Annotated in this window: 15 protein-coding genes; 5 read left to right on the top strand and 10 right to left on the bottom strand. The window is 68.1% G+C overall.

From position 1 onward, the window contains the following. Nucleotides 1-53: 53 nt before the first annotated feature. Nucleotides 54-1,634: a flavin monoamine oxidase family protein gene (locus ACZ6O0_RS10690; protein ID WP_465764602.1), complete on the top strand. Its 1,581-nt coding sequence runs from the start codon at nt 54-56 to the stop codon at nt 1,632-1,634. Continuing rightward, nucleotides 1,631-2,284, top strand: coding sequence for a Rid family hydrolase (locus ACZ6O0_RS10685; protein WP_465764601.1), 654 nt, complete (start codon nt 1,631-1,633; stop codon nt 2,282-2,284). Before ACZ6O0_RS10690 ends, ACZ6O0_RS10685 begins: the two co-directional genes overlap by 4 nt. A gap of 7 nt (nt 2,285-2,291) precedes the next feature. Here the strand turns inward: ACZ6O0_RS10685 and ACZ6O0_RS10680 are convergent, their stop codons facing one another. Then, the gene (locus tag ACZ6O0_RS10680) at nt 2,292-2,516 is read right to left on the bottom strand and encodes a hypothetical protein (RefSeq protein WP_465764600.1); all 225 of its coding nucleotides are present in this window, start codon (nt 2,514-2,516) and stop codon (nt 2,292-2,294) included. Between the two features lie 92 nt (nt 2,517-2,608). Between ACZ6O0_RS10680 and ACZ6O0_RS10675 the strand changes: the two genes are divergently transcribed. Both ACZ6O0_RS10675 and ACZ6O0_RS10670 read left to right on the top strand, forming a co-directional pair. Beyond that, complete coding sequence (locus ACZ6O0_RS10675; RefSeq protein ID WP_465764599.1) at nt 2,609-3,499, top strand: LLM class flavin-dependent oxidoreductase; 891 nt, start codon at nt 2,609-2,611, stop codon at nt 3,497-3,499. Then, a complete protein-coding gene (locus tag ACZ6O0_RS10670) occupies nt 3,496-3,876 on the top strand; it encodes a cupin domain-containing protein (protein ID WP_465764598.1) in 381 nt (126 codons plus the stop codon). Before ACZ6O0_RS10675 ends, ACZ6O0_RS10670 begins: the two co-directional genes overlap by 4 nt. Here ACZ6O0_RS10670 and aceB read toward each other — a convergent pair. The 6 genes from aceB to ACZ6O0_RS10640 are packed head-to-tail and all read right to left on the bottom strand — an operon-like array spanning nt 3,858 to nt 11,994. Next, complete coding sequence (gene aceB / locus ACZ6O0_RS10665) at nt 3,858-5,423, bottom strand: malate synthase A (RefSeq protein ID WP_465764597.1); 1,566 nt, start codon at nt 5,421-5,423, stop codon at nt 3,858-3,860. The two genes, ACZ6O0_RS10670 and aceB, sit on opposite strands and share 19 nt — an antisense overlap. 14 nt (nt 5,424-5,437) lie before the next feature. Beyond that, nucleotides 5,438-7,477 carry an alpha-amylase family protein gene (locus ACZ6O0_RS10660; RefSeq protein WP_465764596.1) on the bottom strand — a complete coding sequence of 680 codons (2,040 nt, stop codon included), beginning with the start codon at nt 7,475-7,477 and terminating at the stop codon, nt 5,438-5,440. Next, on the bottom strand, nt 7,474-8,937 hold the full coding sequence (locus ACZ6O0_RS10655) for a hypothetical protein (protein WP_465764595.1): 1,464 nt from the start codon (nt 8,935-8,937) through the stop codon (nt 7,474-7,476). The genes ACZ6O0_RS10660 and ACZ6O0_RS10655 overlap by 4 nt, the downstream gene beginning before the upstream one ends. Then, a complete protein-coding gene (locus ACZ6O0_RS10650; protein WP_465764594.1) occupies nt 8,934-9,749 on the bottom strand; it encodes a carbohydrate ABC transporter permease in 816 nt (271 codons plus the stop codon). The genes ACZ6O0_RS10655 and ACZ6O0_RS10650 overlap by 4 nt, the downstream gene beginning before the upstream one ends. Beyond that, on the bottom strand, nt 9,746-10,675 hold the full coding sequence (locus tag ACZ6O0_RS10645) for a carbohydrate ABC transporter permease (protein ID WP_465764593.1): 930 nt from the start codon (nt 10,673-10,675) through the stop codon (nt 9,746-9,748). Before ACZ6O0_RS10645 ends, ACZ6O0_RS10650 begins: the two co-directional genes overlap by 4 nt. Before the next feature lie 5 nt (nt 10,676-10,680). After that, nucleotides 10,681-11,994 (bottom strand): ABC transporter substrate-binding protein, encoded by a 1,314-nt coding sequence (locus ACZ6O0_RS10640; RefSeq protein WP_465764592.1) that lies wholly within the window; start codon nt 11,992-11,994, stop codon nt 10,681-10,683. 134 nt (nt 11,995-12,128) lie between these two features. Here ACZ6O0_RS10640 and ACZ6O0_RS10635 point away from each other — a divergent pair, with 134 nt between their 5' ends. Then, on the top strand, nt 12,129-13,133 hold the full coding sequence (locus tag ACZ6O0_RS10635) for a LacI family DNA-binding transcriptional regulator (protein ID WP_465764591.1): 1,005 nt from the start codon (nt 12,129-12,131) through the stop codon (nt 13,131-13,133). Here the strand turns inward: ACZ6O0_RS10635 and ACZ6O0_RS10630 are convergent. The 3 genes from ACZ6O0_RS10630 to ACZ6O0_RS10620 form a co-directional block, all read right to left on the bottom strand. Beyond that, nucleotides 13,130-13,987, bottom strand: coding sequence for an LLM class F420-dependent oxidoreductase (locus tag ACZ6O0_RS10630; RefSeq protein WP_465764590.1), 858 nt, complete (start codon nt 13,985-13,987; stop codon nt 13,130-13,132). The two genes, ACZ6O0_RS10635 and ACZ6O0_RS10630, sit on opposite strands and share 4 nt — an antisense overlap. Further along, a complete protein-coding gene (locus ACZ6O0_RS10625; protein ID WP_465764589.1) occupies nt 13,984-14,547 on the bottom strand; it encodes a TetR/AcrR family transcriptional regulator in 564 nt (187 codons plus the stop codon). Before ACZ6O0_RS10625 ends, ACZ6O0_RS10630 begins: the two co-directional genes overlap by 4 nt. A gap of 524 nt (nt 14,548-15,071) precedes the next feature. Then, complete coding sequence (locus tag ACZ6O0_RS10620; RefSeq protein WP_465764588.1) at nt 15,072-17,909, bottom strand: S8 family serine peptidase; 2,838 nt, start codon at nt 17,907-17,909, stop codon at nt 15,072-15,074. Nucleotides 17,910-18,614: the final 705 nt, after the last annotated feature.

The following is an 18,614-nucleotide window of genomic DNA, read 5'->3' as shown; positions in this document are numbered from 1 at the left end:
ATCAGGTCCTTACCTTTCTGGTCAGCTACCCCGTTGCCCAGTGAGGAGAAGGCATGGCGCAGACCAGACGTCAGTTCCTGCAACAGGTCGGTATCACCGGTGGAGCCGGTGTCCTGTACTCCACGATGTCGGCGCTCGGCCTCACGAGCGTCGCCGAGACCCCCGCGTACGCCGCTCCGTCGCGGGTCGAGCTGAACGGCCGCGGCACCAAGCACGTCGTCATCCTCGGGGCCGGGATCGCCGGCCTGACCTCGGCGTACGAACTGCTCAAGGCCGGCTACAAGGTCACCCTGCTCGAAGCCCGCCAGCGTCCGGGCGGCCGCAACTGGACGGTCCGCGGCGGCACCGTCGAGACCGATCTGGCCGGCAACACCCAGCGGGCGGCGTTCTCTCCCGGCCAGTACATGAACGCCGGCCCGGCCCGGCTACCCCAGCACCACGTGACACTCGAGTACTGCCGTGAACTCGGCGTCGCGATCGAGCCGTTCGTCAACCAGAACGCCGACGCGTATCTCTACCGCGAAGGTGCCACCGCCCTGTCCAGCAAGGCGATCCGGCACCGCACCGCCAAGGCGGACGTGTACGGCTACGTCGCCGAGTTGCTCGCCACCGCGACCGACCAGGGCGCACTCGACAGCCGGCTGACGGCGACCGACAAGCAGGCGCTGATCGGGTTCCTCAGCAGTTTCGGTTCGATCGGGAACAAGGCGGCCGGCTTCGCCTACACCGGCACCGACGGCCGCCGCGGCTACGAGGTCGAGCCGGGCGCCGGGCTGGAGGGCGGTACGACGGCCGCGCCGTACCCATTGAGCGACGTCTTCGCGAGTGGGGTCGGCAACTACTTCTCGTTCGAGTTCGGCTGGGACCAGGCGATGATGATGTTCCAGCCGGTCGGCGGGATGGACCGGATCCCGTACGCGTTCGAGAAGGCGATCGGCCGGGAGAAGATCCGGTACGGCGCCGAGGTCACCGGCCTGCGCAACACCGGCAGCGGCGTCGAGGTCACCTACACGACCGGGACGCGGACGCGGGCGCTCACCGCGGACTACGCCATCTGCACGCTGCCGCCGCACCTGGCCGCGAAGGTCCCGTCCAACCTGCCGGCCCCGATCCTCGAGGCACTGAAGTACGCCCGGCCGACGAACGCGGGCAAGATCGGCATCGAGTACGGCCGCCGCTGGTGGGAGGAGGACCACAAGATCTACGGCGGCATCACCAACAGCAACCTGGACACGGTCAACACCTGGTACCCGTCGACCGGCTTCCACGGCGAGCGTGGCACGGTCATCGGCTACTACAACACCGGCGCCAACGCCAACGCGTACGGCGCTCTCACACCGGCTGCCCGGCTGGAACGCGCCCTGCTGCAGGGCGCCAAGATCCACGGCGACGTGTACACCAAGGACGTCAAGGCGGCGTTCTCGGTGAACTGGCTCGGCACGAAGTACTCCGAGGCGTCCTGGGTCAGCTGGCCGTCCCAGACCGACGGGATCTACGCCCGGCTACTCGATGCCACCGGCAACATCTACTTCGCCGGCGACCACCTGTCCCACACCATCGCCTGGCAGCACGGCGCGATCGTCTCCGCCCGGGCCGCCGTGACCGCCCTGCACACCCGGGTGACGAACCGATGAGGCGCCGGCTCCTGATCGGCTTCGTCGTCGTGCTGATCGCCTCGTGCTCGTTCACCGCCGGCGCCGCCGGCTGGTGGAACCGGCCGAAACCACCGCAGCCGGGCACCGTCGTACCGGCGCTGCCCGCGGGTCAGGCCAACCCGATGATCGCCAGTGGCGTCGGCATCGGAGCCAACACTCCCGTCTACAAGACCAGTGGCATCGGCCCGTCGGCCCTCAACACGGGCGCTCCCGCCGGGTCCGAGGCGTCGTACGTCGACACCGCCGTCTTCCCGGGCGGCACCCTGCCCGCCGGGGTCACGATCACCGAAGCCCAAGGCATCAACGTCCTCCGCCGGATCGGCGAGAACCTGCAGGCGGCCGGCCTGTCGTACGCCGACGTCTACACGATGCGCGTCTTCCTCCAGAACCCGTCCGGAGCGGCCACCGCCGACTTCGCCGGCTGGAACCGTGCGTACCGCCAGTACTTCGCCAACACCGACCTCACCACCGGTCAGTACGTCCCCGTCCCGCTCGGTACGGCGCCACCCGCCGAACCGTTCGTGGTCAACAAGTCCCGCCCGTCCCGCTTCGCCCTCGAGATCGAGAACCTCCCGGTCACCGGCTGGCTCGTCGAGGTGGAGGTCGACGCCGCCTACCCGAAACGCTGACCCCTGGTTACAGGACCGCACCTCGTGGGGCGATCTCCACGGCGGCGACTCCTCGTGCGTACAGCACGAGGAGTCGCCCGCCGTGTTCGCACCGAAGCAGGCCGGCATCATCCGCGAGTGCCGCGACGGCGTGCTCGACGACCTCGTCGTCATCGGCCGCGGCACTCTCCTCGTAGGTGACATCGAGGTGGTCACCGCTCGTGAGCCGAATCCGCAACACAATGCTCGCCATGCTCGCAGCCTAGGCCCGCCGACGCGTCGTTGACAGTGTGCCCGGCGGGCCGCAGGCTGCAGTCAACGGCGTCGGCCCGAGGGAGAGGGCGCATGCTGCACGGGATCTACTTGCCGAACCAAGGCGCTTTCGCTGACGTAGGTGTCCTCGTGGAGCTGGCGCGGTCGGCTGAAGCCTCCGGATGGGACGGATTCTTCATCTGGGACGAACTGCTGCCGCTGCACCCGCATACGGACGCGGTCCGGGAAGCGCTCGGTGAGTCCGACGACGCGGCCGACGCGATGGTGGCACTCACGGCGGTGGCCGGGGCGACCGAGCGGATCCGCTTCGGCACTCTGGTCACGGCGGTGGCCCGGCTGCGGCCGGAGACGTTCGCGCGCCAGGCGGTGACGCTGGATCGGCTGTCGGCGGGCCGCCTGATCCTCGGGGTCGGCCTCGGCCACCCGGATGACCAGTTCACCGCGTTCGGGATGGACCTGGATCTTCGGACCAGGGCGGCGATGGTCGACGAGTTCCTCGACCTGGTGAACCGCTTGTGGACCGGCGAACGGGTCGACTTCGAAGGCGAGCACTACACCTGCCGCGGCGTCTCCCTCCGCCCAACGCCGCTGCAACACCCCAGAATCCCGATCTGGATCGGCGCCGGCGGCTCCTTCCGTCCGCCCCGCCGCCGAGCCGCCCGCTGGGACGGGTTCGCGCCAGCCAGCGAACAGTGGCCGCTGGTGGTGATCCCGCCCGAAACGTACGAGGAGATCGCCGAGGACCTCCGCGCCGCCCGGACGGCCGATACGCCGTACGACGTCGTCCTCATCGGCAACGCCGACGCGACCGAACCCACGCCGGCCACGGTCCCGCAGTACGAACGCTCCGGCGTCACCTGGCTGCTCACTCAGGCCCTCACCGTCCCCGATGCCCGGGCCCGCATCCTCCAGGGCCCACCCGGTGGCGATACCGGCTCAGGCGGAGGCAGACTGCTGGCATGACTGAGCCTGTGCGGGTGATCAAGGCCGGTGAGCTGGTGGCGGCTGATCCGACGGCCGGCATGTTGCGGATGCGGGCGTTCGAGCTGCCGATCCTGTGGGCCGGGCAGGTCGTGACCCAGCCTGGGGCGATCTCGGGCTGGCACCACCACGACAAGAACGAGAGCAGTCTCTACATCGTCTCCGGCGTGCTACGGCTGGAATTCGAGGGCAGCGACGAGTACCTGGATGCGGTGGCCGGCGACTTCGTCCACGTGCCGGCGTTCACCATCCATCGCGAGAGCAACCCCACCGCCGACCCGTCCCTCGCGATCATCGCGAGGGCGGGCGGCGGCATCCCGACCGTGAACGTCGACCCGCCTCAGGAGAAGCGCTCGTAAGCGGGCAGCGTGAGGAAATCGACGTACTCATCGGCCAGAGCGACCTCGAGGAAGAGGGCCCGGGCTGACTGGTAGCGCAGGTACTGGTCGAGCTTGGTGATCTCCTCGTCGGCGATGCGTTCGACGAGCTCGGTGGTGACGGTCTCGCCGGTGTCGAGGACGACGCCGTTCCGGCGCCACTGCCAGATCTGGGAGCGCGAGATCTCCGCGGTGGCGGCGTCCTCCATCAGGTTGAAGATGCCGACGGCGCCGAGACCCTCCAGCCAGGCGGCCAGGTACTGGATCGCGACGCTGACGTTGTTCCGCAGGCCGGCCTCGGTGACCTCGCCCGGCGTGGCGGCGACGTCGAGCAGTTGCTCGGCGGTCACCGACACGTCCTCACGCAGCTTGTCCACCTGGTTCGGCCGGTCACCCAGCACCGAGTCGAACACGGTCCGGCAGGTCTCGACCATGCCGGGGTGCGCGACCCACGACCCGTCGAACCCGTCACCGGCCTCGCGGGTCTTGTCCGCCTCGACCTTCGCGAACGCCTGCTCGTTCACGGCCGGATCCTTGCTCGGGATGAACGCCGCCATCCCGCCGATCGCGTGCGCACCGCGCTTGTGGCACGTCCGGACCAGCAGCTCGGTGTACGCGCGCATGAACGGCACCGTCATCGTCACGCTGTTGCGGTCCGGCAACTGGAAGTCGGTGCCCCGGGTCCGGTGGGTCTTGATCACGCTGAACATGTAGTCCCAGCGGCCCGCGTTCAGCCCGGCCGAGTGCTCGCGGAGCTCGTAGAGGATCTCCTCCATCTCGAAGGCGGCCGGATAGGTCTCGATCAGCACCGTCGCCCGGATCGTCCCGCGCGGGATGCCGAGCGCCTCCTGCGCGGTCACGAACACGTCGTTCCAGAGCCGCGCCTCCAGGTGCGACTCCATCTTCGGCAGGTAGAAGTACGGTCCCTGACCCCGGTCGAGCTGCAGCTGCGCGCAAGCGGCGAAGTACAGCGCGAAGTCCACCAGCGAACCGCTCACCGGGACGCCGTCGACCTGGATGTGCTTCTCCGGCAGATGCCACCCGCGCGGCCGGACCACGATGGTCGCCAGCTCGTCGTCCGGCTTCAGCGCGTAGCTCTTCGCGTCGGTGCTGAAGTCGATCCGCCGGGTGATCGCGTCGAGCAGGTTGAGCTGCCCGCCGACCACGTTCTCCCAGGTCGGCGTGTTGGCGTCCTCCTGGTCGGCCAGCCAGACCTTCGCGCCCGAGTTCAGCGCGTTGATCGTCATCTTCCGGTCCGTCGGCCCGGTGATCTCCACCCGGCGGTCGACCAGGCCCGGGGCCGCGGGCGCGACCCGCCAGTCCGGGTCGTCCCGCACGTCCTTGGTCTCCGGCAGGAACCCCAGCGACGCCCCGGCCGCGATCTCCGCGACCCGCTCCCGGCGGCGCTCGAGCAGCTCGCGCCGCCGCCCGTCGTACTCGCGGTGCAGTTGCTCGATCAGGCCGAGCGCCCGCTCGGTCAGGATCTCGTCGTACCGCTCGTGCCGTGCACCGGTGACCTCGAATGCCACGAACCCACTCCTTCTCACTCGAAGACCACGACCTCGTGGTCGGCGATCCGCGCCACCTCGACCGTAATCCAGCCGTCCCGTTCGTTCACCTCCGCCTCCCCACCCGCGACCAGGAACCGCGCCCGCCGGCCGCTCGCCCGGAGCCTGATCGTGAACGGACCGGCGGGCGTGAACTCCTCCAGCCGCCCGCGCCAGGCGCCGCCCTGGTCGAGATTGACCAGGTGCAGGATGTGGCGTTCGCCCTGCCGGTAGACCTGGCAGTCGAGCACCCCGGCGCCGTCGACCTGCAACGGGAGGTCACCTTCGGCCGCGCGGCGGACGAGGTTCGCCAGCAGCCGTCCGTGGTCGGGATGGTGATACTGCGCGTACAACCGGTCCAGGTCCGCCGCGAGGTACGCCGTACGCTCGCCGAGCACCACCACGGGTACGTCGGTCCGCGGCTCGGCCATCCACGACAACTCCGGCGGGTAGATCGGGAACGGCGGTACGTAGGTCACCGCGGCTCCGGAAGCCTCGACCAGCTCAAGCTGTCCACCGAACGGCAACAGATCGGTGTCCCCGAACCCGTCTGCGATCCCCCGATCCTCGATCCGCAGATAGCTGTGCGCGCCGTACGTCTCCCAGTCGACCTGACCCGCCTCCAGCCGCTTCCCCTGGTGACGCACTCCGAGCAGCCCGGCGAGTGGCGACTCGTCCCGCCGATCACCCCACTCGTCGTACAGGCCCGACTCCCCGGTGACCACGAGCCGCCCGCCGCCCTCGACATACGCCGCCAGCGCCTCGCACTGGGGATCGGTGAGGACCCCGACGTTCGGGACGATGATCACCGCCAGTCCCGGGTCGACCTCGTGGATCGGCAGGTACGGGATCCGCGCCCGGACCAGCGCGTCCACCCACCCGCGGTAGGGCAGCAGACTCGTCGTCTCCGGCTCGTCCTTGCCATGGAAGTCGACGCTGCGCTGACTCCACAGCAGCCCGACCGTGGCGACCGGCTCGCGGCCGACCAGGTACTGCTCGTTCGCGGCGTGCCAGCCGAACAACGGCTCCGCCGTCGCGTACTGCCGCCGGTCCTCGTGCACCGACCCGATGTGATGCCACCACGGCTGGATCCCGCCCGCGAACCCCTCGACCGCCCACATCCGCGCTTCCGGCTCGGGCTTGCTCCCGAGCCGGAAGGTCGGTACGCCGGCGTCGTACATCGCGGTGCTCTCCGGGATCAGCGTGTCCCACCCGAGCAGGCCGTGCAGTCGTTTGCCGGAGTCCGCGTTCGCCTGGAACCCGGACTCCTCGTGCCGCCACTGCGAGTCCAGCATGAAGATCGCCGCCCGCTTGCAGATCTCCACGTCGTCGCGTAGTCGTTTGCTCTGGGCAACGACCTCGCCGCCGTTCATGCCGATCCACAGGCAGTCCGGGCCACCGGCTCGCCGGGTCACCTCGTTGTTGAGGTCCCAGACCGCCAGCCGCTGGTCGTAGCTCCAGCGGATCCACTGCCGGTAGACCGGGTCGGCCCAGTCAGGGGACTGTGGCAGGTCCTGACCGAAGCCGTCCCGGCAGTTCGGGCAGTAGCAGATCGAGCCCCGGCCGAGCCCGCTCCAGCTGTTGTCGGTGATCCCGTCGGGCGAGCTGCGCTCGATGATCTCCTCGAGGATCCCGGTCAGGAAGTCCCGGTAGTACGGGCCGGTGACGCAGGCGACGTACATCTTCCCGGCCCGGTACGGGTTGCCCTCGGCATCGATCGCGAACCAGTCCGGATGCGCGTCGTACAAGGGCTGGTGGGCCCGGTTGGAGTCCATCCGGGCCAGCACCGTGAGGCCGTCCTCGCGGGCGAGCCCGACGATCTCGCCGTACAGGTCGCGATCGCCGAGGAACTCGGCCCGGTGGTGCAGCTCGAACTTGCTCGGGTAGTACGCGACGATCCCGCCGGCGTTGACGATCACCCCCTGGACGTTCGTCCGGCGCCACTGCTCCCGCCACCATTCGGCGTCGTACCGCGCGGGGTCCTTCTCGGTCAGGTTGGTCTGCGCCCAGCGCAGCGTACGTTGGTACCAGGTCACTTGAGACTCCGGACGGCGTCGCCGGCGCCGGAGAGGTTCTCCAGCAGCATCTCGGAGTACTTGCGACTCAGGACGACGCCCTCCGCACCACCCGCGAACGCGGCCAGCGTCGCGTCCCGCACGGACTCCCGGGTGCACGCGGTGAGATCGCCCTCGTTGTCGTCCCAGTTGATCTTCGTCCCGACGTCACGCGGCGTCTCCAGCCCACGCTGCTTGGCGACGCCGACCGGGATGTCGATGTCGATGCCCGGGTAGATCTTGCTCTGCCCGCCGACCCCGGCGACGGCCCGCTCGGTCTCCCGGCGTACGTAGTCGGCCGTGAACCCGGTCTGCGGCAGCTTCTCGTAGTCGCCCTCGTCGAGCTGCAGCAGCTTCATCATCAACGGGTAGACGTCCTCCGGCTCGGCGTCGGCGAACAGCGCGCCGCAGATGCTCTTCACCCAGGTGAAGAACCGCGGACCGGCGCAGTTGTTGTAGATGACCACCTTGATGAAGTCGGAGAACTTCGCCATCTCGGTGTAGTCCTGGTCGGCCCGGTAGAACGGGCTGAACGAGATGTTGTGGTAGACGTGCCAGCCGACCTGCACCTCGGGCGAGATCGCCTTGACGACCCCGTAGATGTCGCGGTACAGCTGCCGCTGGCTCTCGGTCCACAGCGTCTGCCAGGACAAGACCTCGGGGAAGTTCAGCAGGATCCGCCAGAACGCGACGAACGCGCCGTCGATCGGACGCTCACCGGCGCCGACCCGCTGGTTCCACTCGACCAGCTCGCGGTAGCCCCGCATCGCCCGGTTGACGTCGATGCCGCGCTCGCGGCCGACCTCCCGGCAGTGCGGGCAGAAGCAGCCGACCTCGGACACGTCGACGGTCCCCTGCATCAGCATGTTGAGCGGGCCGGGCCGCTCCGAGCACCAGGCCAGGCCGTCGAGCTGGTAGCTCTGCACGTAGTCCTCGACGAAGCCGAGGTGCCAGTTGCGGTAGTCCGGGTTGTTGAAGCACGGCCGGCGGCTCGGCCGGCCCCACGCGTCCACCTCGAGCACCTTGGCGAAGTTCGGGTACGTGCGGAGCTGCTTGGCACCCCCGCTCTCCTCCATCCAGGCGAACGACTTCATCCCACGCTCACGGGCCTTCGGGATCACCTCGTCGAGCAGGTCGAGCTCCGGGTGCTCCGGCGCCCGGCCAGCCGCGCCGAGCACGGTGTTCCCGTAGTACTGCGGGTGCGGCGTCGCGTAGTTGCCGCCCACCCAGCCCAGGTCGTACTCGGATCCGCCGTGGTCGGGGATCGGGTGCCCGGGGATCTGCCGCCCGCCGGTCCCCCGGGTCCAGGTCGGCGTGGCCAGGAACAGCGCGTTCACCGCGCCGCGATCGGCCAGGATGTCGAGTGTCTGGTCGACGCCTTCGTCGACGAACGAAACCGCTCCGATCTGCATGGCAACGAGCCGGTCCGGCACGGTGCTCACCCCTTCATTCCTGTCATCGTGATGCCTTGGATGAAATAGCGCTGCGCAAAGAGGAAGACGGCGATCACCGGTACGACGGAGATCGTCGCACCGCACATCAGCAGACTGATCTGGGTGAAGTACTCGCCCTGGAACTGGGCGAGTGCCACCGGCAACGTCTGCAGGTTCTCGGAATTGATGTAGATCAGTGGACCGAACAGGTCGTTCCACGACTCGAGGAAGGTGAACACCCCGATCGCGGCCAGCGCCGGCTTGGTCTGCGGCAGCATGATCCGCCAGTAGATGCCGAACGTGGACGCCCCGTCGATCTTGCCCGCGTCCTCGAGCTCCTGCGGGATCGTCAGGAAGGACTGCCGCATCAGGAACGTCGCGAATACCGGCGTGAGCACCTTCGGCACCCACAGCGGGTACTGCGTGTCCACCCAGCCGATCTGCCGGAACACGATGTACTGCGGGATCAGGTACGCGATGCCCGGGATGATCGAGGTGGCCAGCAGCACCATGAACGCCGCGTCCCGGCCGGCGAACCGCAGCCGCGCGAACGCGTACCCGGCCATCGACGCGACGATCAGGATGCCGACCACGTTGAGCCCGGCCAGTTTCACGCTGTTCCACAGGAACACCGGGATCAGCTCGAACACCTGGCGGTAGTTGTCCCACTGCGCGTCCGACGGCAGGAACTTCGGCGGCACGCTCAGCACCTTCGCCTCGGGGCGGAGCGAGGCACTGATCATCCACACCAGGGGCGCGAGGAACACGAGCGCGAACAACGACATGACGACGTACTGCGAGGTCTTGCCGAGGAGTCTCATGAGTAGAACACCCACCTCTTCTGCAGCTTCCACTGCAGGTAGGTGACGGCCGCGATCACCGCGAAGAGGATCCACGCCATCGCCGAGGCGTAGCCGATCTTCCCGAAGCCGAACGCGTTCTGGTAGATGTTGAAGATGTAGACGCTGGTGGCGTGGCCCGGCCCGCCCTTGGTCATCACGTAGATCAGGCCGAACACCTGGAACGACGTGATGAACTGCGTGATCAGCAGGAACAGGAAGTGCGGCGTCAGCAGCGGCAGCGTGATGAACCGCAGCCGCTGCCAGGCCCCGGCGCCGTCGATCCTGGCCGACTCGAAGTACTCGTTGGGCAATCCCTGCAGACCGGCCAGGAGGATGATCATCGGGTAGCCGATGCCCTGCCAGACGCTGACCATGATCACCGCCGGCATCGCCCAGGCCGAGCTCGACAACCACTGCGGGCCGTGGATGCCGATCTGGCTGAGCAGCCCGTTGATCACGCCGCTGTCCGGCTGGAAGAACCAGAACCAGACGAACCCGATCGCCACCACGTTCGTCACGTACGGCGCGAAGTACGCCGTCCGGAAGAACGCGACGCCGCGGATCGGACGGGCACACAGCAGGGCCAGGACCAGTCCGATGCCGATGGTGAGCGGAATGCTGGCGAGGGTGAAGTAGACGGTGTTCTTGAAGGTCTGCAGGAACAACGGATCGTTGCCGAACAGATCGGTGAAGTTCTTCAGGCCGACGAACTTCGGTGCGGAGATGCCGTTCCAGTTGGTCAGTGACGCACCCATCGAGACCAGGATCGGGAAGAACTGGAAGGCCACCACGCCGACCACGATCGGGCTGATGAACAACCAGCCGACCAGGTTCTGTTTGCGCCGCGCCCGCCGGACCTCGGTGATCGGGGCCGCGCGGCGGCGCGCCATCGTGATCGTTGCCATCGACATCAACCCTTCAAGGCGTTCTCCACCTGTGGCTTGATCTGCTGGAGGACGTCGCCGACCTGCTTCTCGCAGTTGTAGGCCTGGTCCAGCGCCGGCCGGTACAGCTCGCGGGCGCCGAGCGTGTTCTTGGTCTGGTTGGTCGCGGTCAGGTGCTTGGCGGCCTCACCGAACAGCGCGATGTGCTCGGGCATCTTCCCGTTCGGCGCGAGTTGCGCGGCGACCGTGTTGTTGATCGGCGTGAACGCGCCGCCCTGGAGAAGGATCTTCCCGCCTTCCTCGCCGGCCAGGAACTTGAGCAGGTCCCAGGCCTGGTCGGGATTCTTCGCGGTCTTCGGGATGCAGAACACGATCACGCTGGACTCGGTCTTCTGGTGGACATCGGCCGGCGGCGGCGCGACGTCCCAGGTGAAGTCCTTCACCGTGGTGCGCATGTACGGCACGGTGCCGAAGGTCGCGAACATCATCGCGATCTTGCCCTGGGCGAACATCTGGTTCTGCACGTTGTCCTGCTGCAGCGCCGACCACGGCGGCTGCACTTTCTCCTTGCAGGTCAGGTCGGTCGCCCACTGGAGTGCCTCGACCTCCTTGGCATCGGGCAGGGTGAACTTCGTCCCGTCGGTGGAGAAGATGCCGGTCTGGCTGCCGTGGTTGACGGTGAACGTCTGCTCGTACCCCGTGTCCAGGTAGACCAGGGCGCCGTACTGCTTCTTGGCCGGGTCGGTGAGCTTCTTCGCCGTCTCGGTGAAGTCGGACCAGGTCCAGCCGGTCGACGACCAGGTCGTCGGCGGCAGCGGTACGCCGGCCTGCTTGAACAGATCGACGTTGTAGAAGATCAGCCGCGGCTGGTACCCGAGCACCCAGGCGGTGTGTGAACCGTCCGGTTGCTTCGGGAACTCGTACGCCTCCTTGGCGAACGCGCTGGTGTCCAGCTGGTCCTTCTCGATGTACGGCTTCAGGTCGAGCAGTGCACCCTGCTCGGAGAAGCCGCGGACGAAGTCGTCGTTGATCCGCATGATGTCCGGCGGACTGCCGCCCGCGAGCAGCGTGCGCATCTTCGTGTCGTACTCCTGGGTGACCGCCGGCTGCACCGTGACGGTGGCTCCGGAGGACTTCTCGTACGCCTGGATCGCCTGCTCGAGCGGTGTGCCCTTGACCTGCTCCCAGTTCAGGAAGGTCAGGCCCTTCTTGCTGCCACCACCTGCGTTGCCGTTGCCACCACAGCCGGCCAGCGCGCCGCTGACCGCGAGTCCCGCTGAGAGTGTTCCCAGTCCGGCGAGAAACCTGCGGCGGCTCAGGTTGGAGAGTTGTGTCTGCACCGGAATCTCCCATCCGCGAGGGATGAATACGTATACAATGAATACGTATACAATCTGAGACAGCCGAGGTCAACGGCGAGAGGCGACACTCTTCAGTAGGGTTCAGCATCCGGACAACGAGGGGGAGGCGGATCGTGACGCGACCACCGACGAGCAGAGATCTTGCCCGGCTGGCCGGGGTGTCCCAGGCCACGGTTTCACGAGTGCTGACGAACAATCCGAAGGTCAACCCGGAGACCCGGGCCCGGGTGCTGCAAGTGCTCAAGGACGCCAACTACATACCGAACGCACTGGCCCGCGCGATGAAGACCGGCCGGACAGACACCATCGGGGTGTTCATGACCCGGGTGACCAGCCCGTTCCACGCCGAGCTGCTGGACGAGATCGGCCGCGTGCTCAGCTCCGTCGGCCAGCACATGATCCTGTGGAACATCGAGCACGACCCCGAGGAGACGATCGCCGGCGTGCTCCAGCAGCGCCTGGTCGACGGGTTCGTGCTCACGTCGGCGACGTACGACTCGAAGTTGCACAGCATGGCCCTCGCCTCCGGGACCCCGACGGTCCTGCTGCACCGCGGTATCGACGGCCTCGACTGCGACCAGGTCGTCGGCGACAACTGGCAGGGCGCGTACGACGCCGGCCAGTACCTGGTCGACGCCGGTCACACCAACATCGGCCTGGTCACCCTGATCCCCACCGGGAACACCTCCCGCGACCGCGACCTCGGCTTCCGGGCCGCGCTCGCCGACGCCGGCGTCAAGATCAGACCCGGCAACGTGGTGACGGTCGGCGTACCGCACGCGGACGGCCACGCCGCGGCGCAGAAGCTGCTCTCGCGGAAGAACCCGCCGACCGCGATCTACACGGTCACCGACCTGCTCGCCTTCGGCATCCTGGACGGTGCCCGGGCACTCGGCCGCAAGGTCCCCGACGACGTCTGGGTGATCGGCTTCGACAACACCGAACTGGCCGCCTGGGAGGCCTTCGACCTCACCTCGGTCGAGCAGCCGGTCCACGCCATCGTCGAGACCGGCATCAATCTCCTCCGCCAGCGCATCGAGGACCCGGACCGCCCCACCGAGATCGTCACCCTCCCGTGCCCGCTGGTGATCCGAGGCTCAACCGCCCACCGGCGCTAGCCGAGCCGTGGGAGGACGTCGCGGAGGACGGCCGCGTGCTCCTCGGGTTTCGAGAGGCCCATCTTCATGGTGTTGACGCAGAGGTGGGAAGCACCGAGCTCGCGCCAGCCGTCCGCGAAGGCGCGCCAGTCCTGCTCGGGGACGGCGCCCAGAGTGAGCCGCGCTTCGATGCCGATCGAGTTCGGGTCGCGGCCGGCCTCTTCTGCTGCCTGCCGGATCAGCGCGACCTGTTGGCGCGCGTTCTCGTCGGGCGCCGACTGCGGCATCCAGCCGTCACCGATCCGCCCGGTACGACGCAGTACGGCCTCCGCACCACCGCCGAACCAGATCGGGATCTGCCGGGCGGGTAGCGGATTGAGGCCGGCTTCCTCGATCTCGTGGAACTTGCCCTGGTAGGAGATGACCGGGTCCGCCCACAGCTTCCGCAGTACGTCGACCTGCTCTTCCAGGAGCGCACCGCGCTGCCTGAACGGCACACCCAGGGCCTGGTACTCGACGTGGTTCCACCCGATGCCGACGCCCAGCCGCAGCCGGCCGCCGCTCAGCACGTCGATCTCGGCCGCCTGCTTGGCCACCAGCGCCGTCTGCCGTTGCGGCAGAACCAGTACGCCGGTCACCAGCTCGAGGTCGGTGGTGATCGCCGCCATGTACCCGAACAGCACGAAAACCTCGTGAAACAAGGACTTGTCGGTGTAGCCGGTCCAGCCCGGCCGGTTCGCCGGGTCGGCACCGAGCACGTGGTCGTAGGCGAGCGCATGGTTGTAGCCCGCCGCCTCCACGGTCGTCGTCCAGTCGCGCACCAGCCGCGGGTCCGCGCCGATCTCGAGCTGGGGGAACACCGCACCGATCTTCATTTAGTAGCCTCCGGCAACAGGTTGATCAGGCCCTGGACAGCCAGCTCGAACGGCTCCACCGATCCCGCCGCCCGGGCCAGCACATACCCGCCTTGCAGCACCGCCGCGATCGTCGCGGCCGTCTGCTCGGCGTCCAGCCGGTCAGGATACTCGCCCTTACGCTTGCCCTCAGCAACAATCTCCGCGAGCCGCGCCCGCAGCCACGCGAACGTCTCCGCCACCGGCGCCCGCAATTCCGGATCCGCCATCACGTCCGGATCCGCCGTCAACCGCCCGATCCGGCACCCCCGGAGCACCTCCCGCTCCCGCTCGAGGTAGTGGGTGATCCGCTCGGTCGCCGTACCAGGCTCCTCGAACTGCTCCTCGGCCACCGCCCGCAACTCCAGCCCCGACCGCTCGATCGCCGCTTTCGCCAACTCCGCCTTCCCGGCGAAGTGGTGATACATACTCCCCTGCCCCGCATCCGCAGCCCGCTGAATCGCCTTCGGCGAGGTCCCCACATACCCCCGCTCCCACAACAACTCCTGCGTACTCCGAATCAACCGCTCCACCGTCTCCACCCACCCAGTGTACCCACAGGTACAGCCCCTACCGAGAACACCGCAATCGGACACCGCTCCGCGGCGACAGCCCTTCGGCCGCCTCCGGCGGCGCCGCAGACCGTTGACACGCGCGGACGTAATCGGCGCGGAAGGAACCCACGCGATCGCCCCCACCGACCGGCCGCCGACCCTCATGGAGTCGTGGCAAACGGCGTCCACCCGCACCATCGAGTCGTGGATCCCGGTCGAGGACACGCCGGCTCAAGCCGACCCAGCCCACGACTCAGCACCCTGGTAGGGACATTCTTCCTGGCATGCGAGGGGAGACGGGCGGGAGTTGGTGGGTTGATGAGCCGATCGGCGGGGCCGAGTCGGACTTGCTGGATCGGGGAACGTTTGTTGCGCAGGTGCGGCGGCTGATCGACCAGGACTCAGCGCCGGCTACCGAGGCCAGGAACCCAACCTCCTGACAATCCTCCAAAACCACTACACCTAACCCGACGCGCGCCCCGATCAGACAGTGGTCGGGGCGCGCGTCCGGGTTAGCTGACGGTCAGGATCTTGTTGACGGTGAACGCCTGGGTGTGGTCGGCGTCGGCCGGGAACCAGACTCGGTAGGCGATTTGGCCGCGGATGGCCGGCTTGATGCCGAAGGCGTACTTGCCGGAGGTGGTCAGCTTGACCGAGGCGATCGACCTCCAGACCTTGTTCCCGTACTGCTGCAGGTACACGGGCTTGCCGGCGTGCGCCGGAGCGACGTACCCGCTGAAGGCGGTGGCCTGACCGAGTTTGATCGCGGTCGGTGCGAGGGTCGCCGAGATGGTCGGCGCGACCTGCACGGTGATGTCGGCGGTGCGGGTGCCCATCAGGTCCGCGTTGCCGGGGAATGTCAGCATGTACACGGACGAGACAGCCGGCTTGTGCGCAACCGCGACGCTCCCGGTCGACGACGTCTTCAAGGCCGCCAGCAGCTTGAACGTCGACACATTCTTCGGCCGCACGTAGACGTTGACCGGCAAGCCGGCGTACGCCACATTGTCGATCCGCAGCGTGCTGCCCTTGATCGTGACCGTGCCGCCGTAGTTGACCAGCGCCGACGTCGCCGCGATCCCGGACTTCATCCCGAGCAACTGCGTGGTCGCCACCGGGCTGACCTTCCCACTGCGGTCCTTCACCCAGGCAGCGAACGTGTACGTCGTCCCCTGCGCAAGCCCGGTCGCCTTCACCGCGGACGCCGTACCGGCATAGACGAGGGTCCCGGTCGTCAACGTCGGCGCCTTGCTCCCGACGTTCTTCCGCACGATCACCTGATCCAGGTCGGTCGTCGGCGGCACCTTCCAGGACAGGTTCGCCGCCAGGTAGGCCCCGCTCGCGTCGAACGACCCGACCGCCTGCGGCGCGGTGTCGGCCGTCGAGAACACGCTGGTGAACGGCGCCAGCACATCGCCTGGCTCTTGTACACCATCGACGACGATGCGGTACGGCGTGTTGTCGAGCAGCGGCACCGCCGGAGTGATCACGGCCTGCTTGGTCGCCGCGTCGTACGCGACGGTCCGGCCCACCGTCGTCCCGGTCTTGCCGTTGACGAGCCGGACCGTCGACGCGTTGACGGTGTCCGCGACCACGTCACGGGCGAACTCCACCGCGGGATGCACCGTCACGGCGGCGGTCGTGGACGCCTCGGCCGGCTGCACATCCCGCACCGGGTAGTCCTTACCCGGAGTGCCGATCCCGGAGCCCGTCTGGCCGATGCTCAGGCTGTACGTCCGGGTGTCCCGGGACCCATTGTCGTTGCGCACGGCAATGAAGATCGGATTGCTCGTGAGGGTGACGTCGACGCTCGCGGTCAGCCACTGCGGCTGCCGGCACTCCGTGGCCGGATCGATCGGCGTCGTCGGGTACGGCGTCACCGCGTGACCGAGGGACCGTAGGTTGCCGTCGTACACGTCCAGCCGCGGACCCATGTTCGTCGAGTAGACGCAGTTGAACTCGTTGCCTTGGACTGTCACCTGGGTCTTCTGGGGGGTCGTCGCCTCGTACCGGTACCAGTCGACCTCGCCCTCCGTGCTGATCTTGGTCACAGCGAAACTCGTCTTCAGGAGGAGCGCCCGCGCCGGCTGGTCGTTGCCGTCCGGTGGGTTGACCGGGAAGTCCGTGGTCCACTTGCCGCCGAGAGCGGCGTACGCGTCCAGGATGCCGGCGCCGTAGTACGGGTCGATGCCACGCGGACCGGCGTCCCGAGACAGGACCTTCAGCCGGCTGGCGACCTGATCCGGGGTGAGCGTGGGCCACTTGTTCTTCACCAGGGCGGCGACGCCGGCGACGATCGGGGCGGAGCAGGAGGTGCCGGTGCAGTACCAGTACGGCAGGTAACCGGCCGGGGTCAATGACCGCGGCCCGGTGCTGAGGATGTCCCAGCCGGGAGCCGCGATGTCGACCCAGTCGCCGTACGAGCTGAAGTCGGTCAGCACACCGCCCGCGTTGGTGGCCGCAACCGCGATCACCTCCGGGTACGACGCCGGGAACTGCACGACGTCGTTGCCGTCGTTGCCGGCCGCCGCGACCACCACGACCCCCTTGGCGACCGCGCGCTTGACCGCGTCGTGCAGTACGACGTTGTCGGTGTCGCCACCCAGCGACATGTTGATCACCTTGGCACCGTGGGCGACGGCCCAGTCGATGCCCTCCGCGATGTCCGCGTCGTACCCGGAGCCGTCGGCGCCGAGGACCTTGACCGGCATCGCCTTCACGTTCCAGCCCACACCTGCGACGCCGACGGAGTTGTTGGCGCTCGCGGCGATGATGCCCAGCGTCATCGTGCCGTGGCCGTTGTCGTCGACCGGGTTCGGTCGGGTGCTCGACGTGGCGTTGTAGCCCGGCACCAGGTGACCGACCAGGTCCGGGTGACCGGCGTCGACGCCGGTGTCGAGAACAGCGACGATCTGGCTGCCGGTCGTCTTCGAGAGATCCCAGGCCTGCGGCACCCGGACCGTGTTCAAGTAGGTCTGCTGGTCGGTGCCGTAGTACTCGTCGTTCGGTACGGCGGTGACGTGGCGCTTGTAGTTCAGCGACGCCAGCTCGACGTTGGGGTCGGCCTTCATCTTCTTCAGCAGCTCGGGCGCCGACAGGTCACCCTTGATCTTCACGACGTTCGAGGTGACGGAATCCTCGGCGGTCGCACCGACCTTGGAGACGGCGGCCTTCCGGGCCGAGGACGTTGCCTTGGGCTTGAACTTCACCATCACCGCGTTCGGCTCGAACTCGGCCTTCGCAGAGGTGTGATGGGCGGTGAACGGCCGCCGGTAAGGACCGGGCTGGGCCGCCGACCCGGACGAACCGGTGACGGCAACCAAACCACCTGCGACCAGGGCCGCGGGCACGACCAGACGCAACAAACGGGCGGAGCGGAACAACACAGACCCCCAAGAGCCTCGACAGGGCGGGAACGGACCGCAAAACGGCCCAGTCCTAAATCGGTGAAAACCCAGGCAGTGTTACACATTCCAGATTGCAACTTCGTGCAACGCAGAACCGTGGACCGACCTCCCGGCCGAGCGCTAGACTCCGCGACTCGACGCTCAGCCGGGCCGAGCGAGTGATCACGTCGCCTCCGCCAGCCAGACCGATCCGGGCAAGGGCCCGCGCCTGCCGCCGATGGCGGCCAGAAGAACAGCGGCGTCCTTTGCGTGTGATCACGTCCGTCCCGCCGAGTTGGCCGACCCGGGACACCAGTCCGCGGCTCCCACCCCAATGTCCGTCGAGTCGTGGCGATCGGCTCCTGCCCGGTCCGCCGAGTCGTGGATTCTGCCGCAAGAATGTGCCCTCCGGCCGGCCCCGACCCACGACTCGACGCCCCAGCCGGGCCAAGCGCGTGATCACGCCACGTCCGCCAACCAGACCGATCCCCGGCAACGGGTCCGCGGCGCCGCCGGAGGCGGCTAGCAGGAACAGCCGCCGCGCAGCGGCGCCCTTTGCTCGTGATCACGTGCCGCCCGCCGAGCAGGCCGGCCCGGGACACCAGTCCGCGGCGCCGCCGGAGGCGGCTGATAAGAACTGCCGCCGCGAAGCGGCGTCCTTTGCGCGTG

Source organism: Kribbella sp. NPDC048837 (genome assembly GCF_055586945.1).
The sequence above is the reverse complement of the archived record's forward strand: the minus strand, read 5'-3'. Positions and strand labels throughout refer to the sequence as shown.